This window comes from Curtobacterium sp. AC268 (assembly GCF_979258745.1).
Genome location: NZ_OZ409878.1, coordinates 807,571 through 822,745, shown reverse-complemented (window position 1 = coordinate 822,745; position 15,175 = coordinate 807,571). Strand labels below are relative to the sequence as shown.

At 70.6% G+C, this 15,175-nt stretch carries 15 protein-coding genes and 1 other RNA gene; 13 read left to right on the top strand and 3 right to left on the bottom strand.

Annotated elements, in window-relative coordinates; translation table 11 throughout:
* Nucleotides 1-64: 64 nt before the first annotated feature.
* Nucleotides 65-2,173, bottom strand: coding sequence for a glycogen debranching protein (locus tag ACZZ9K_RS03850; protein WP_463443362.1), 2,109 nt, complete (start codon nt 2,171-2,173; stop codon nt 65-67).
* Between the two features lie 59 nt (nt 2,174-2,232).
* On the opposite strand from ACZZ9K_RS03850, the gene ACZZ9K_RS03845 reads away from it, so the two are divergent.
* The 3 genes from ACZZ9K_RS03845 to ACZZ9K_RS03835 all read left to right on the top strand — a co-directional run bounded on the left by ACZZ9K_RS03845 (nt 2,233) and on the right by ACZZ9K_RS03835 (nt 4,417).
* Nucleotides 2,233-3,414 carry a cysteine desulfurase family protein gene (locus tag ACZZ9K_RS03845; protein ID WP_463444731.1) on the top strand — a complete coding sequence of 394 codons (1,182 nt, stop codon included), beginning with the start codon at nt 2,233-2,235 and terminating at the stop codon, nt 3,412-3,414.
* Nucleotides 3,415-3,522: 108 nt separating this feature from the next.
* Complete coding sequence (locus tag ACZZ9K_RS03840) at nt 3,523-3,732, top strand: hypothetical protein (protein WP_463443361.1); 210 nt, start codon at nt 3,523-3,525, stop codon at nt 3,730-3,732.
* A gap of 190 nt (nt 3,733-3,922) precedes the next feature.
* Nucleotides 3,923-4,417, top strand: coding sequence for a GNAT family N-acetyltransferase (locus tag ACZZ9K_RS03835; RefSeq protein WP_463443360.1), 495 nt, complete (start codon nt 3,923-3,925; stop codon nt 4,415-4,417).
* Nucleotides 4,418-4,627: 210 nt separating this feature from the next.
* Here the strand turns inward: ACZZ9K_RS03835 and ACZZ9K_RS03830 are convergent, their stop codons facing one another.
* Nucleotides 4,628-5,650, bottom strand: coding sequence for a LacI family DNA-binding transcriptional regulator (locus ACZZ9K_RS03830; RefSeq protein WP_071244843.1), 1,023 nt, complete (start codon nt 5,648-5,650; stop codon nt 4,628-4,630).
* Nucleotides 5,651-5,718: 68 nt separating this feature from the next.
* Here ACZZ9K_RS03830 and ACZZ9K_RS03825 point away from each other — a divergent pair, with 68 nt between their 5' ends.
* From ACZZ9K_RS03825 to ACZZ9K_RS03780, 10 genes are all read left to right on the top strand, one after another.
* Nucleotides 5,719-6,606, top strand: a complete 888-nt coding sequence (locus ACZZ9K_RS03825; protein WP_463443359.1) for a sugar phosphate isomerase/epimerase family protein — start codon at nt 5,719-5,721, stop codon at nt 6,604-6,606.
* Between the two features lie 2 nt (nt 6,607-6,608).
* On the top strand, nt 6,609-7,604 hold the full coding sequence (locus ACZZ9K_RS03820; RefSeq protein ID WP_463443358.1) for a Gfo/Idh/MocA family oxidoreductase: 996 nt from the start codon (nt 6,609-6,611) through the stop codon (nt 7,602-7,604).
* 44 nt (nt 7,605-7,648) lie between these two features.
* Complete coding sequence (prfB, locus tag ACZZ9K_RS03815) at nt 7,649-8,758, top strand: peptide chain release factor 2 (protein WP_071244840.1); 1,110 nt, start codon at nt 7,649-7,651, stop codon at nt 8,756-8,758.
* Between the two features lie 61 nt (nt 8,759-8,819).
* Nucleotides 8,820-9,575: a cell division ATP-binding protein FtsE gene (gene ftsE / locus ACZZ9K_RS03810; RefSeq protein WP_017888215.1), complete on the top strand. Its 756-nt coding sequence runs from the start codon at nt 8,820-8,822 to the stop codon at nt 9,573-9,575.
* On the top strand, nt 9,572-10,486 hold the full coding sequence (gene ftsX / locus ACZZ9K_RS03805; RefSeq protein WP_027465852.1) for a permease-like cell division protein FtsX: 915 nt from the start codon (nt 9,572-9,574) through the stop codon (nt 10,484-10,486). The genes ftsE and ftsX overlap by 4 nt, the downstream gene beginning before the upstream one ends.
* 131 nt (nt 10,487-10,617) lie before the next feature.
* The gene (gene smpB, locus ACZZ9K_RS03800; RefSeq protein ID WP_027465851.1) at nt 10,618-11,094 is read left to right on the top strand and encodes an SsrA-binding protein SmpB; all 477 of its coding nucleotides are present in this window, start codon (nt 10,618-10,620) and stop codon (nt 11,092-11,094) included.
* Between the two features lie 95 nt (nt 11,095-11,189).
* Nucleotides 11,190-11,566: a transfer-messenger RNA gene (gene ssrA, locus ACZZ9K_RS03795) on the top strand.
* A gap of 162 nt (nt 11,567-11,728) precedes the next feature.
* Nucleotides 11,729-12,619: a hypothetical protein gene (locus ACZZ9K_RS03790; RefSeq protein ID WP_463443357.1), complete on the top strand. Its 891-nt coding sequence runs from the start codon at nt 11,729-11,731 to the stop codon at nt 12,617-12,619.
* 48 nt (nt 12,620-12,667) lie between these two features.
* Complete coding sequence (locus ACZZ9K_RS03785; protein ID WP_463443356.1) at nt 12,668-13,861, top strand: sensor histidine kinase; 1,194 nt, start codon at nt 12,668-12,670, stop codon at nt 13,859-13,861.
* Nucleotides 13,858-14,514 (top strand): response regulator, encoded by a 657-nt coding sequence (locus tag ACZZ9K_RS03780; RefSeq protein ID WP_463443355.1) that lies wholly within the window; start codon nt 13,858-13,860, stop codon nt 14,512-14,514. The genes ACZZ9K_RS03785 and ACZZ9K_RS03780 overlap by 4 nt, the downstream gene beginning before the upstream one ends.
* Before the next feature lie 81 nt (nt 14,515-14,595).
* On the opposite strand, the gene ACZZ9K_RS03775 is transcribed toward ACZZ9K_RS03780, so the two are convergent.
* Nucleotides 14,596-15,159 (bottom strand): GlcG/HbpS family heme-binding protein, encoded by a 564-nt coding sequence (locus tag ACZZ9K_RS03775; RefSeq protein WP_138803650.1) that lies wholly within the window; start codon nt 15,157-15,159, stop codon nt 14,596-14,598.
* Between the last annotated feature and the right edge of the window lie 16 nt (nt 15,160-15,175).

The window sequence follows — 15,175 nt, the reverse complement described above, 5'->3', positions numbered from 1 at the left end:
CCGCCACGGGCCTCCCGTCCGTCGGTCGGTCGCGACGCCGGGCCGCACCCGACTGTGCTCGGCGCTACGCGACCTCGAACAGGTGGATGCCGGGGCCGTAGGCGGTGAAGACCTGCCCGGCAGGTCGGAGGCGCTCGTGGTCGCGGTGCTTCTCGCTCGACCAGGCCAGGCGGTACCCGAGGACGTCCTCGCGCACCGGCAGGGTCAGGTCGCGGGTGCGGCCGCTGCCGTGCACGACCACCAGGACGCGGTCGAAGGGCTCGTGTTCGGGCGTCGACTCGACGAAGTACTGCAGGGCGCGGTGCACCGGCTGGTCCCAGCCCTCGATCGTCATCGGGTGCCCGTCCGGCCCGTACCAGGACATCCGCGAGGCCCCTGGGGTCTCCTGCCCCTCGACGCCGAAGCGGGTGGGGCGGAGCGACGGGTGCGCCTGCCGGAACCGGGCCAGCGCGGCGACGGCCTCGGTCATCGTCTCGGCGTCCTCGTCGTCGGACCAGTCCACCGGGGTCAGGTCGTCGGACACCACGTAGGCGTTGTTGTTGCCGTGCTGCGTGCGGCTCCGCTCGTCGCCGGCGGTGAGCATCGGCACCCCGGCGGACAGCATCAGGGTCGCCACCAGGTTGCGCATCGACCGACCCCGCGCGGCGCGGACCCCGCGGTCGGCGGTGTCACCCTCGATGCCGTGGTTGAACGAGCGGTTGTCGTTCGAGCCGTCGCGGTTGTCCTCGCCGTTGGCCTCGTTGTGCTTGCCGTCGTACGACACCAGGTCGAGCAGGGTGAAGCCGTCGTGCGCGGTGACGAAGTTGACGCTCGCCAGCGGGCCGCGGTCGGCGCCGAAGACACTCCTCGATCCCGACAACGCCTCAGCCAGCCGGCCGATCCCGGTCTGCGGCAGGCCGGTGCGGCGCTCCTCGGCGATGTCGGTGAGCCAGAACTGGCGGACCGTGTTGCGGAACCCGTCGTTCCACTCGCTCGTGCGCTGGCCGGCCGCGCCGAACTCCCCGGTCTTCCAGCCGTCCGGGCCGACGTCCCAGGGCTCGGCGATCACCAGGGTGTCCTGCAGGTCCGGGTGGTTCCGGATGCGTTCGAGCAGCGGGTGCGACGGGTCGAACCGGTGCTCGCCGTCGCGGGCCAGGGCGGCCATCAGGTCGAAGCGGAACCCGTCGACCTGCACCTCGCGCGCCCAGTACACCAGGCTGTCGACGATGAGGTCCGCCGTCGCCTCGACCGAGGTGTCGAGCGTGTTCCCGCACCCGGTGGTGTCGTAGTAGGTGTCCCGGCGGGGCGGGTCGGTCTGCGCCCAGCGGTAGCGGTTCGCACCGTCGGTGCCACGCAGGCTCGTCGTCGGACCACCCAGGCCCTCTTCGGCGGTGTGGTTGTAGACGACGTCCAGGACGACCTGGATGCCGGCCTCGTGCAGCAGCCGGACCATGCCCTTGAACTCCCGCAGGACGGCGTCGGCGCCCTCCTGCTGCGCCGGCGCCGAGGCGTGCGCGGCGTGCGGGGCGAAGAACCCGAGCGTGTTGTAGCCCCAGGCGTTCTGCCGGCCGGCGTCGCGGAGCCACCGCTCGGTGTCGAACGCCTGCACGGGCAGCAGCTCGAGCGTGGTGACGCCGATGCGGTGCAGGTGCGCGATCGTGCTCTCGTGGGCGACCCCGGCGTACGTGCCGCGCAGGTGCTCCGGCAGGTGCGGGTTCGCGGCCGTCAGGGTGCGGACGTTCGCCTCGTAGACGACGGCGCGGTCGAGGGGGACCTGCGGCTTCACGACGCCGCCCCAGTCGAACGCGTCGTCGACGACCACGCTGGTCCAGCGGGGGCCGACCGCTTCGTCGTCGCCGGTCGGCAGGATGCCCCGCGCGTACGGGTCGAGCAGCGGACGCGTCGGGTCGAACTCGTGCCGCGGCCCGACCGGCCCGTCGACGAGCAGGTGGTAGCGGTCGCCGGGCACGATCCCGGGCACCTCGCCGGTCCACACGTCGGTGTCCGGCACGCGCTCGAGCGGGTGCCGGGTCGGCCGCCCGTCGGCGCGGTCTTCCCCGCCCGCGCCTACGGCGCTTCCCGCGCTCGCCACGACCAGGACGACGCTCGTCGCCGTCGCGGAGTGCAGGGTGAACCGGGGGACGGTCCCGCCCAGGGAGAACCCCGGCGTGAGGTCGATCGCTGTCTCGTGCACGCGACAAGGGTACGAGGACCGGCGCGTATCCTGGACACTGCTCGATCCAGGGGGTGCATTTGTCGGTCTACCTCGACCACGCCGCGACGACGCCGATCCTGCCGGAGGCGCTCGCCGCCTTCACCGATGCCCTGGGCACCGTCGGCAACCCGTCGTCCATCCACAGCGCCGGTCAGCGCGCCAAGATGCTGCTCGAGGACGGCCGCGCCGCCGTCGCCCGCTCGCTCGACGCCGACCCGGTGGAGGTCGTGTTCACCTCCGGCGGCACCGAGAGCATCAACCTCGCCGTGAAGGGCCTGTTCTGGGCTCGCCAGCGCGACCGCCAGCGGCCCCGCATCGTCGTCCCGGGTGGCGAGCACCACGCCACCGTCGACACCCTGACCTGGCTGGAGACCCACGAGGGCGCCGTCATCGACGTGGTCCCGTTGGACGCGCAGGGTCGCGTCGACCTCGCCGGACTGGAGGCGCGGCTCGCCGACGCCTCGGACGTCGCCCTGGTCACGTTCCTGTGGGCGAACAACGAGGTGGGCACCATCCAGCCCGTGTCCCGGATCGTCGAGCTCGCGCACGCCGCCGGCGTGCCCGTGCACAGCGACGCGGTCGCCGCCTACGGGCAGGTGCCGGTGTCGTTCGCCGGGTCCGGCCTCGACGCGCTCAGCGTCTCTGCGCACAAGGTCGGCGGGCCCGTCGGCATCGGTGCGCTCGTGCTCGGACGGAAGGCCACCGTCGAACCCCTCATCCACGGTGGTGGGCAGCAGCGGCAGGTGCGGAGCGGCACCCAGGACGCCCCGGCGGCTGCGGCCTTCGGTGTCGCGGCCAGCGCGGTCGTCGCCGAGCCGATGCCGCACCCGTCGCTCGTCGCCCTGAGGGACCGCCTGGTCGCCGGGGTCCGTGCGGCCGTGCCGTCAGCGGTGCTGATGGGGGACCCGGTCGACCGGCTGCCGGGCAACGCGCACTTCACGTTCCCCGGCTGCGAGGGCGATTCGCTCCTGTTCCTGCTCGACGCCGCCGGGGTCGCGGTCTCGACCGGGTCGGCGTGCCAGGCCGGTGTGCCCGAGGCGTCGCACGTGCTGCTCGCGATGGGGCTGTCCGAGCAGGACGCCCGTGGTGCGCTCCGGATCACGCTGGGCCACACCACGACCGATGCCGACGTCGACGCGTTCCTGGCGGCGCTGCCGGATGCCGTCGCTCGGGCCGGTGCCGCGGGGATGGCATCGAGGGAGCCGCTGCTCGGGCGGTAGGCCGCCCGCGATCCCGACGGTTGACTCCTGCAGTGATCGGGCCGCTAATATTCCAGCACGCACGACGGAGTGGTCGGAGCGTGACGGCGCAAGCGGAAGGAGTCGGTCATGATGAGCAGGTCAGCCCGAGCCGCCGTGCTCGCGATCGGGGCCGCGTTCGCGGTCGCCGGGATCGCACTGGTCGGTGTCGCTTGGTTCGCTTTCGCCCCCGACGACCCGGCGGCGATGACGCTGACGGTCGGCGCGTTCTCCGTCATCGGTCTGGGCGCCGTTGCCCTGCTGGCCGTTGTGACATCCGACCGTCGCAGGCGGAACTAGCCGCGGACAGGGTCGGGCTCTACACCGAAGACGAGCAGGACCGCGCGCTCGCCGTGAGCAGACCCGTTCCAGCCGGGGCGCAACGATCACTCGGCAGTGCCTCGCGATGCAGCCCGAGCGCCCGACGCGATGTCCACGAGGGGATCGCCACCGACGCGCATCGTTGTGATACTTGGACATGCTCGAGTTGGTGAGACCGCAGACGGCGTTGTACGAGGCGTGGGCTGAAGCGCATGCCGAGTGGGGGCCGGGCGCGCACGAGGACGGGTTCGGGATCACCACCCACGACTACGTCGGTGACGAGGACGGGTTCCGCGCCTGGGTCGGCCGACTGCACGCCAGACCCGGTGCGCTCTGGTGGATCGTCGAGGACGGACGCGTCCTGGGCGGGATCGCACTCCGGGCACCGGGAGACGCCGCCGGAGAGCAGCGGTTCGGCCACGTCGGGTACGGGATCCGTCCGTCGGCGAGGGGCCGAGGCGTGGCGACCTGGGCGCTGGGCCAGGTGCTCGCGCACGCCTCGCGCGTCGGCATCGACCCGGTGATCGCCGTCTGCCGCGATGACAACGACGGCTCCATCGGGGTGTTGGAGCACTACGACGCCGTCCTGCTGTCGACCGAGCGCCGCGGGGGCATGCGGCTGCGGCGGTACGCGATCGCCAGGTCGCACCGGAGGCCCGGGTAGCGAGGGGCGGGCGGTGATCCCCGAGGAACACGTGTCGCCGTCTCACGCGAACCCGCGCTCAGTGGATGCCCGGTCGATCCGGTCCTGGTGCCGCTGTCGACGTCCCCGTGACCAGCGGGACGGACCTGCGCCGGGCCTCCAGGTCGGCCTTCCGGGTGCGCGCCGGGCAGGCGGGCGCGCTGGGACCCCGGACCGTCGGCGACGCCGTCGTCAGCGGTCGCCGTCCGTCGGTCTCGGACCGCTCGTGGTGCGCCGCACCACGAGTGACACCGGCACTCGGTGCACGCGCGGCTCCGGGTCTCGCCCCTGCACGCGTTCACCGAGCCACCGTGCCGCCTGGGCCCCGATCGCGAACGTCCCGTTGTCGACCGTGGTGAGCGAGATGTGCCGGATGCTGCCGAGGTAGGTGTCGTCGTACCCGACGAGTGACACGTCGTCCGGGACGACGAGGCCGAGGTCGTCGGCCGCGGACAACGCGCCGATGGCGACGAGGTCGTTGTAGGCCACGAGCGCGGTCGGACGGTCGGCCGTGCCCAGGACTCGTCGGGCCGCCGCGTACCCGCTCTCCTCGCTCATGCCGGCCGGCACCACGACGGCGTCGGCACCGTGGCGGGTCATGGTCGCGCGGAAACCCTGCTCGCGGAGCTCTCCGACGCGCCCCGGGCCGACGAGGTGACCGATCCGGGTGTGTCCGAGCGCGAGGAGGTGCTCGGTCGCGATCGATGCGCCGGCGTGGTCGTCGTTCACGACCACGTCGGCGTGCAGGTCGTCAGGCTCGTACGTCCCGGCGAGGACCACCGGCACCTCCTGGACCGCCCGACGGAGGGCGGCGTCGTCCTCTGTGGTGCCGACCACGACGATGCCGTCCACCTGTTGTCGCAGGAGCATGTCCACGGGCGAACCGCCCACGCGCCGTGTGGTCGCCGAGTCGACCAGGATGGGTGCCAGTCCGACGGTGTCGAGTGTCGCGGTGAGGCCGGCGAGCAGGTCGACGAACCAGGGGTTCCGCAGGTCGTTCAGGAGCACTCCGACCGTGCCCGTCCGCTGCTCGCCGAGGCTCCTGGCTGCGCGGTTCGGTCGGTAGCCGAGTTCGTCGACTGCTCGTTCGACGGCCGCCCGACGGGCGTCGCTGACTCCTGGGTCGCCGCGGAGCGCGAGCGAGACCAGCGACTTCGAGACCCCGGCGCGCTCGGCGACGTCCCGGATGGTCGGAGCGTGGTTCGGTCTCGACATGAGAGCAGGCTAGTCCTATTCTGGACCGGTCCAGACTGTTCCAGTGCTGTCCAACGAAGCGAGCGCAGATGCCCCCGAAGATCTCCATGAACGTCACGACGACGTTCCACGGCAACGTCGTCCAGGACGTCCGCCTCGCGAAGGAGGCCGGCTACGGCGGCATCGAGCTGCAGAGCCCGAAGCTCTACCGGTACCTCGACGCCGGGTACGACGTCCAGACACTGCCGCCGCTGCTCGAGGGTCTCGAAGTGACAGGGCTCGGTGCCGTGCTCGACATCGAGCGTCAAGGTGCCGGTCGCGACGACTTCGTCGCGGAGGTCGAGCGCATGTGCGGTGTGGCGACCGCCGTCGGTGCGCCCATCGTGCAGCTGTGCACCGGGCCGGTCGATTCCGCCGTCGTCCGTGACCACCGCGCTGGCCGGCTGGCCGACGACGACACCCGGTACCGGGCGACGCTCGGACTCGACGAGGACGCAGCGGTCCGCATCGCCGGTGCGAACGTCCGTCTGGCGGCGGACATCGCCGCGGACCACGGGCTCGAGGTCTACCTGGAGCCCCTCGCCTGGGCGCACCTCAACCGATGCCGGCACGCGCTGGACATCATCGAGGAGGCCGGGCGCGACAACGTGGGGATCGCACTCGACACCTGGCACTTCTGGACGACCGGGGACACGCTGGCCGAGGTCCGAGCGCTGCCCGCGTCGGTCATCAAGGCCGTCCACCTGTCGGACGGGTTCGACCTGGACCGTGACCGGACGGTTCCCGACCAGGCCGTCCACCGGAACGTCGTCATCGGAGGCGGTGCGATCCCGCTGCAGCAGTGGGTCGACGCGATCAAGGCCACCGGGTACGACGGATGGTGGGTCACCGAGATGTTCTCCGACCGGGCGAACGAACAGGATCCCGCCGTCGTCGCACGCACCGTGCACGACCTGACCGCGATCCTGGTGGGCTGATCATGACGCAACGCTTCGCACTCGTCGGTGCCGGGTTCATCGGTGCCGTGCATGCCGCGTCCCTCGCAGCGCACCCCGACGTCGACTTCGTGGGGATCCACGACGTCGACCGTGACCGCGCTGCATCGCTGGCGGCACGGCACGGCACGCGGGCGCTCACCCAGGACGAGGCGTTCGACGCGGCGCAGGTCGACGCGGTCTTCGTCGCTTCCTCCACCGACACCCACGCGCAGCACCTGCGCGCTGCCGCCGACGCCGGGATCGCCGTGCTCTGCGAGAAACCCATCGCTGCCGGGTACGCCGACGCGGTCGCGGTGGTGGAGCACGTGCGTGCCAGCGGCGTGCCGGCGATGCTCGACTTCAACCGGCGGTGGGATCGTGACCACGCCGAGTTGCAACGCATCGTCGCCGCGGGGGAGATCGGTGCGGTCGAACTCGTCCAGCTCAGCTCCCGCGGCCCGTCCCTGCCGCCACTCGACTACCTGCGGGTCTCCGGCGGCCAGCTCCGCGACCAGACCGTGCACTTCTTCGACCTCGTGCGGTGGATCACCGGCGAGGACCCGGTGACGGTCGCGGTTGCGGGTGCGGCGCTCGTCGACCCGGCCATCCGCGAGTTCGGCGACGTGGACACTTCGGTCACGACCCTCACGATGCCCTCCGGCGCGCTCGTGCAGATCGACAGCGTGCGGCGCACCGGCTACGGCTACGACGAGCGCATCGAGGTCATGGGGTCGTCCGGACTCGTCGAGTCGCGGCGGAACCACCGCGGGAACGTCGCTCGCTACACCGACGGGCAGATCGTCGCGGACGGACTCCACGATGGCTGGTTCGAGCGCGTGCAGCCCACCTACGCCGCGACGCTCGCCGCCTTCGTCGCGTCGCTCGAGTCCGGATCCGAGCCGCCGGTCTCCCTGGAGGACGGGCTCAGGGCCCAGGCCATCGCCGAGGCAGCCACTCGTGCCCTGTCGTCGGCACGGACGGAGCACATCGACTACTGACCCCGGTCGGCCGAGTCGGACTCGCGCCGGTAGGATCGATGACCATGGTCGAACTGGACTTCACCGAGCAGCTCTCCGCCCTTCGCGAGACCTTCGGCAACATCCGCTCGGTGGTCGACGTCGACCGCCTGCAGCGTGAGATCGCCGACCTCAGCGAGCAGGCCGGGGCCCAGGACCTCTGGGACGACGTCGACCACGCGCAGCAGGTGACGAGCGCGCTCTCGCACCGCCAGTCGGAGCTGAAGAAGATCACCGACACCGAACAGCGCATCGACGACCTCGAGGTGCTGGTCGAGATGGCGAACGAGGGCGACGACCAGGAGTCCGCCGACGAAGCCCTCGCCGAGCTCAAGGCGATCCAGAAGATGATCGGCGACTTCGAGGTGCAGACGCTCCTCGACGGTGAGTACGACGACCGTCCCGCGGTCATCACGATCCGCGCCGGTGCGGGTGGTGTCGACGCGGCGGACTTCGCCGAGATGCTCCTCCGCATGTACCTCCGGTACGCCGAGCAGCACAACTTCAAGACCACCGTGATGGACACCTCCTACGCCGAAGAAGCGGGCATCAAGTCCGCGACGTTCGAGATCGACGCCCCGCACGCGTTCGGCACGCTCTCGGTCGAGGCCGGCACCCACCGCCTTGTGCGGATGTCGCCGTTCGGTGCCGCCGGCAAGCGCCAGACGTCCTTCGCCGCGGTCGAGGTCATCCCGCTCATGCCGGAGACCGCCGTCATCGACATCCCGGAGAACGACATCCGCGTCGACGTGTTCCGCTCGTCGGGCCCCGGCGGGCAGTCCGTCAACACGACCGACTCCGCGGTGCGCCTGACGCACATCCCGACCGGCACCGTCGTCTCGATGCAGAACGAGAAGTCGCAGATCCAGAACCGTGCTGCCGCCATGCGCGTGCTGCAGTCGCGCCTGCTCCTCCTGAAGAAGGAAGAGGAGAACGCGAAGAAGAAGGAACTCGCCGGCAACATCACGGCGAGCTGGGGCGACCAGATCCGCTCCTACGTCCTGGCGCCGTACCAGATGGTCAAGGACCTCCGGACGGAGCACGAGGTGAACAACCCCTCAGCCGTGTTCGACGGCGATCTGGACGGCTTCATCAACGCGGGCATCCGCTGGCGCAAGCAATCCGCCGCCGAGTAGGGGGTCGTGAGCCGCGCGCCTCGCTTGCTTTCCAAGCGCGGCGACCTACCCTGATCCGGTCATGATCAAATTCGACCAGGTCACCAAGGTCTACTCGGGCAACCCGAGTCCGGCGCTCGACAACCTCACCCTCGAGATCCTCAAGGGCGAGTTCGTGTTCCTCGTGGGCGCGTCCGGTTCCGGCAAGTCCAGCTTCCTGCGCCTCGTGCTCAAGGAGGAGAAGCCCACCAGCGGGCAGATCCACGTGCTCGGGCAGCGCCTCGGGTCCCTGGCATCGCGGAAGGTCCCGTACTTCCGCCGCAACCTCGGCGTGGTCTTCCAGGACTTCCGTCTGCTGCCGAACAAGAACGTGTTCGACAACGTGGCGTTCTCGCTGCAGGTCATCGGCAAGAGCAAGGGCTTCATCAGTGAGGCCGTGACCGACGTGCTGAAGCTCGTCGGGCTCGCCGGCAAGGCCACCCGCATGCCGCACGAACTCTCCGGTGGTGAGCAGCAGCGCGTGGCCATCGCCCGTGCCGTCGTGAACAAGCCGGCGATCCTGCTGGCCGACGAGCCCACCGGGAACCTGGACCCCACCACGTCCGCCGGCATCATGGCGCTCCTCGAACGCATCAACCAGGGAGGCACCACCGTGCTGATGGCGACGCACGACGCCAGCATCGTGAACCAGATGCAGCGGCGGGTCATCGAGCTCTCGAACGGCACCGTCCTGCGCGACGAGCAGTCCGGCGGCTACCAGACCCAGGCCGTCCCGATCCAGCGAGGCACCGTGTCCAACACCACCGGCATCCAGACGATCCCGGGGCTCATCCGATGAGGCTCGGGCTCGTCATGTCCGAGGTCGGCTCGGGCCTGCGGCGCAATGCGTCGATGGTCGTCTCCGTCGTCCTCGTGACCTTCATCTCCCTGACCTTCGTCGGTACGGCGATCCTGCTCCAGATGCAGATCAACCAGATGAAGGGGTACTGGTACGACCGGGCGCAGGTCGCCGTCTACCTGTGCACCGACACCGACACCACGGGAAACTGCACCGGCGCCAAGGCCACCGCGGACCAGCGCGAACAGGTCCAGGCGCAGCTCGACTCGTCGACGCTCAAGCCGTACATCGAGAAGACCTACTACGAGAACCAGGACCAGGCCTTCACCCGGTTCAAGGAGCAGTTCAAGGACTCGGCCGCAACGGAGTTCGTCAAGCCGGAGTACCTGAACGAGACCTTCTGGGTGAACCTGAAGAACCCGTCGCAGGCCGACGTCCTGGTCGAGAGCCTGTCGAAGGTCGCGGGCGTGCAGAGCGTCGTCGACCAACGCGGGTACCTGCAGCCGATCTTCAACCTGCTCAATGCCTCGTCGTACACGGCGATCGGCATCGCGGCCCTCATGCTCGTGGCGGCGGTGCTGCTCATCGCGACGACGATCCGTCTGTCGGCGTTCAGTCGACGGCGAGAGCTCGGCATCATGCGGCTCGTCGGTGCGTCGAACCGGTTCATCCAGACACCGTTCGTGCTCGAGGGGGTGATCGCCGCCGCCATCGGAGCCGTCCTGGCCGGTGGCGCGATCACCGCCGTGGTCTGGTTCTTCGTCCGGAACTTCCTGGCGGAGCGCTTCACCGGCACGGCGTTCATCGGCATGGGCGACGCGGCCATCGTGGTCCCCGCGGTGATCGTGATCGGGGTGCTCCTCGCCGCGGCGTCGGCGTCGATCGCCATCCGCCGGTACCTGAAGGTCTGACGCAGCACAGCATCCGCGAGCGGGCGGCGCGCCGGGAAGGTGCGCCGCCTGCTTCGTGTTGAGTAGTCTGTAGGGCTGCGCGGAACCACCCACGCAGCGCACTGCACCGGTCACCATCGAGAGGAGTCGTCATGGCGAAGGAACGCGGGGAGAAGATCGTCGCAACGAACCGTCGCGCCCGGCACGACTACCTCATCGAGGACACGTACGAAGCGGGCATGGTCCTGTCCGGCACCGAGGTGAAGTCCCTGCGGATGGGTCGGGCGTCCCTGGTCGACGGGTACGCCTACATCGACGGTGGCGAAGCGTGGATCGATGCCGTGCACATCCCGGAGTACACCGAGGGCACGTGGAACAACCACTCGCCCCGACGGAAGCGCAAGCTGCTCCTGCACAAGCAGCAGATCGTGAAGATCTCGCACAAGACGGCCCAGGGCGGGTACACCCTCGTGCCGCTGCAGATCTACTTCCACGACGGCCGGGCCAAGATCGAGATCGCCGTCGCGAAGGGCAAGCGCGAGTTCGACAAGCGCCAGGCGCTGCGCGAGAAGACCGACAAGCGTGAGGCCGAGCGGGCCATGCGCACCCGGAACCGCGTCGGCGAGTAGCGCTGACGCATCTCCTCGGCTAGACTGAGGGACTGCTCCGACAGGGGCATTGGCAACTCAACAGCGTGACAGCGGCTCGCACGTCCGGCCCGCATGGGGATGATCGGTTTCGACATTGCCTGTGTGCCGACGGGAAGCGGGCCGAGGACCCACGGTCATCTCGTAAACGATCCGTGGAAAACAACAAGTGCCAATTCCAAGCGCACTGACTTCGCTCTCGCTGCGTAAGCAGCCCAGCACATGAAGTCCGTCGGCCAGGTGACCGTCTTCTAACCTGATCCCGACGTCATCCAGAGGACTTGCTGCACGGTTGCGCCTCAGGGCCGTGCGGGACTTGCACTGAGACTGGGCCCGTCGTCCTAGAAGCCGGTAGCAAAGGACGGGGCCGAGCAGAACGAACTATCCGGATACGCCCGTAGAAGACGTCGAATTGCAGCGATGGACGGGGGTTCGATTCCCCCCATCTCCACCATTCGCCGACCGACGAACCGCTGTCACGCTGCGCCACCTGAACGCCCCGGCACCGTCCCCTGGACAGTGCCGGGGCGTTCGCTGTTCCGCCACGTCCGAGGACTACGCTCCGGAGCAGGCGCGCAGAACACGCTCGCGTCGAACCCGAACGAGAGGTCAGCACGTGGTGCAGGAGATCGCGATCCGTGTCCGTCTGCGGGAGCAGGAACGAGTGGTGCTCAGCGAGTACGAGCGGATCGTGGGCTCCGTCGCCACGGTCGCCGCCCTCGCCGCATGGCTGCCGAACCCCGACACCCGCCTGGTCGTTCGCGGCCGCGGCGCGGAGCCGGTCCGCCTCGAGACCGTCACCTACGGCTCGGTGGTCGAGATGCTCGTCGTGCTCGACCAGCGCTCCGCCGGGGTCGAACGTGCCGCCGCCGCCATCGCCGCGCTCATCGAGTCGGTCCGCCACGAGCACGTCGCCGACGACGTCTCCGGGGTCGCCGGGGAACTCGATCGACTCGACCGCGCCGCACCGCGCGGACGCTCCGCCGTGGAACGTGCGCTGCGCACGTTCCTCGAGGGGGCACGGTCCGACGTCCTCGCGCGCAAGGCGACCACCCGGGTGCGGACCGCGCAGGCCCTGCTCCGGCTCGCCGAGGCGGACGCGGTGCTGACGGTCGAGCGGGTCGCCGACGCCCTGGCACCGGTGCTCGAGGAGCACGCGGTCGACGTCGAGCTGGACACCGGATCGGCCGTGGTCGTCGAGCCGATCGACGGGGTGGAGTCGCCGGAGACCGGTGCGCCCGGCGACGCCGACGCCGACGCCTCGCAGGCGGAGCCGGAGGCCGTGTCGGCCGTCCTGCCGCTGCCGACGGGTGCGAGCAAGGCGAAGTCCAAGAAGGACGACGACAAGAAGAAGTCCAAGAAGAACGACGACAAGAAGAAGTCCAAGAAGAACGACGACAAGAAGAAGAAGTCCAAGAAGAACGACGACAAGAAGAAGAAGTCCAAGAAGGACGACGACAAGAAGAAGTCCAAGAAGGACGACGGCAAGAAGAAGTCCAAGAAGTAGCAGGAGCGGCACAGCAGATCTCCGACCGGGGGTCCGTACCCTGGTGCGGTGCCCCCGGTCCCACCCTCGTCGTCCTGGCACGGGCTGGGCCGGCTCCTCAGCCGCCGGGCGAGCACCCTCGCCGCCGCAGCCCTGGCGCTCGTCACCGCCGTCGGGACGCTGCGGTACCACCAGTACCACGCCGGTGAGCCGCTCCAGGTCGTCGCGGTGACCCTCGGGGTCGCCCTGATCGCAGCGGGCTCGGCCAATGCCGTCGTGCTCCTGGGCCGGCCCGTCCCCGTCGCGGTGCCCCTCGGGCTGACGCTGCTCGCGGTCGTGCTCGTCGTGGTCGCCCCGAGCGCCGCGTGGAGCGTCGTCCCGCTCGTGGTCCTGCTGCAGACGACCGCGCGGGTCGTGCCGGCCACGCTCGCCAGCGCTGCGGCGATCGTCGTCGCAGCGGTCTCGGTGCCTCGGCTGACCGGGAGCGACGACCCCGGGCTGCTCGTGGGGTGTCTGCTGTCCGGCTCGGTGTTCCTCGCCGCGATCGTGGTGTCGCGGGTGGCACTGCACGAGCGGTCGCGAACCGTCCGGCAGCTCGTCGCCACCCGCGCGCGACTCGTGGCCTCCGAGCGGCGGGCCGGCGCACTCGAAGCACGCCAGCACGTCGCCGCTGAGCTGCACGACACGGTGGTGCAGTCGGTGGCGGGCGCACTGTTCCTGACCGAAGCGGCGGAACGGTCCGGGGACGACGCCCTCGCGCAGCAGGCACGTCGTGCACTGCGCAGCGCAGTGGTGGACACCCGCGCGCTGGTCGACGGCCTCGGAGCAGATCACCCGGACGTCGGCGAGTCAGCGAACGGCGCGGCGGACGGGCCGACGGACTCGTTGACGGCCGCCCTCTCCACGGCCGCCGAGCGCGTGGGCGCCCGCTGGTCGGTGGTCGGGGAGCCGCAGACGGTGACGCCGATACGTGCAATGGCCCTGCTGCGGAGCGCGCAGGGGGCGCTCGGCAACGCCGAACGGCACGCCGGCGCTGCGTCGATCTCGCTGGAGTTCCGGAACCAGGACGACTCGGTCGCAGTCGTCGTCCGCGACGACGGCCGTGGCTTCGACCCGAGCCTGCCGGTCACGCCCGGGCCGACCGGGGGACACGGCCTGACGATGATGCGCCGGCGACTCGAGGCCGTCGGGGGCACGCTCGACATCCGCTCCGGCCCGGACGGTACGGTGCTGCGGGCGACCGTCCCGTTGGAGGAACCATGACCCGCGTCCTGCTCGTCGACGACCACCCGGTGCTCCGGTCCGGTGTCGCTGCGATCCTCGGGACCTTCCCCGACATCGAGGTCGTCGCCTCGACCGGCGACCCGGAAGCCGTGACCGCCCTGGTCGCCGATGCAGCTCCGGACGTCGTCGTGCTCGACCTGGGCCTGGGGACGCGGAACGGCGTCGACCTGATACCCGGACTGGCGCGGACCACTCGCGTGCTCGTGTTCACGGCCACGGCGACCGACGTGTCGATCATGCGGGCGCTCGATGCCGGGGCGACGGGGTACCTGCTCAAGGACGCGACCGCCGAGGAACTCGCCGCCGCGGTCCGGAGCGCGGCCACCGGGACCGCCGTGTACACGCGGGCCGTGGCGGAACGCATGCTCGACCGTGGTCGCCGACCGGACGAGACCCTGACCCCTCGTGAACTCGACGTGCTCGAACTGCTCGCCGACGGCTCGACGAACCGGCTGATCGCCGGGCGGCTCTTCATGAGCGAGTCGACGGTGAAGACGCACCTGGTGCGGGTGTTCGCGAAGCTCGGTGTCGACGGCCGAGCCGGGGCGGTGGCCGAGGCGACCCGACGGGGCATCATCGCCCTCGACGGCCTGGCGCACCCCGCGCGGTCGCCGGACGGCCCGACGACGTGACGACGGCGGGGCGACCGATGGTCGTCCCGCCGTCGCCGTGACGGACTCAGCGTCGTCGGAGCACGCCCCGACGTCGCCGGGTCACTTCGTGATCGCGTCGAGTCCGGCCTGCGCGTACTCCTGGTCCGTGGCACCCGACGGGGTGCCGCCGACACCGATGCCGCCGATGGAGGCCTCGCCCGCCTTGACCGGCACGGCCCCGGCGAGGAACAGCGTGCCGGGCAGGTCCTTCAGCCCGGCGTTGTCGCCCGTGGCGCGCTTCGCGAGTTCAGACGTCGGCGACCCGAAGGCCGCGGCGGTGTACGCCTTCTGCCGCGAGGCGCTGATCGTGTGGGAAGCGGCGTTCTCGCCGCGGACGAAGGCCTGCAGCTGGCCGTTGCGGTCGACGACCGAGACGCTGACGAAGCCGGCGCCGTCCGCCTCTGCGGCGGCGAGGGCGGCCGAGGCCGCCCGCATGGCGTCGGCGGAGCTCAGCCGCTTGGACTCGACGACGGCATCGCCGGTGACGGCGACGGTGCGGGCGTCCGTGGTGGTGCGGACGTCGGCGGTGGCGCTGTTCGACGAGGTGACGGCGGCGCCGGCCGTGATGCCGGTGACGGCGAGGGCTGCGGCGGCGGTGGCGACGAGGGTGCGGGGGAGACGCATGGGGAAGGACCTTCCG

What these genes read in the sequence shown, in the direction of transcription:
- ACZZ9K_RS03840 (WP_463443361.1), top strand. Translation starts at nt 3,523, where the DNA reads ATGATGAGCAGGTCAGCCCGAGCCGCCGTGCTCGCGATCGGGGCCGCG.
- ACZZ9K_RS03830 (WP_071244843.1), bottom strand. Translation starts at nt 5,650, where the DNA reads ATGTCGAGACCGAACCACGCTCCGACCATCCGGGACGTCGCCGAGCGC.
- ACZZ9K_RS03825 (WP_463443359.1), top strand. Translation starts at nt 5,719, where the DNA reads ATGCCCCCGAAGATCTCCATGAACGTCACGACGACGTTCCACGGCAAC.
- ACZZ9K_RS03820 (WP_463443358.1), top strand. Translation starts at nt 6,609, where the DNA reads ATGACGCAACGCTTCGCACTCGTCGGTGCCGGGTTCATCGGTGCCGTG.
- prfB (WP_071244840.1), top strand. Translation starts at nt 7,649, where the DNA reads ATGGTCGAACTGGACTTCACCGAGCAGCTCTCCGCCCTTCGCGAGACC.
- ftsE (WP_017888215.1), top strand. Translation starts at nt 8,820, where the DNA reads ATGATCAAATTCGACCAGGTCACCAAGGTCTACTCGGGCAACCCGAGT.
- ftsX (WP_027465852.1), top strand. Translation starts at nt 9,572, where the DNA reads ATGAGGCTCGGGCTCGTCATGTCCGAGGTCGGCTCGGGCCTGCGGCGC.
- smpB (WP_027465851.1), top strand. Translation starts at nt 10,618, where the DNA reads ATGGCGAAGGAACGCGGGGAGAAGATCGTCGCAACGAACCGTCGCGCC.
- ACZZ9K_RS03780 (WP_463443355.1), top strand. Translation starts at nt 13,858, where the DNA reads ATGACCCGCGTCCTGCTCGTCGACGACCACCCGGTGCTCCGGTCCGGT.
- ACZZ9K_RS03775 (WP_138803650.1), bottom strand. Translation starts at nt 15,159, where the DNA reads ATGCGTCTCCCCCGCACCCTCGTCGCCACCGCCGCCGCAGCCCTCGCC.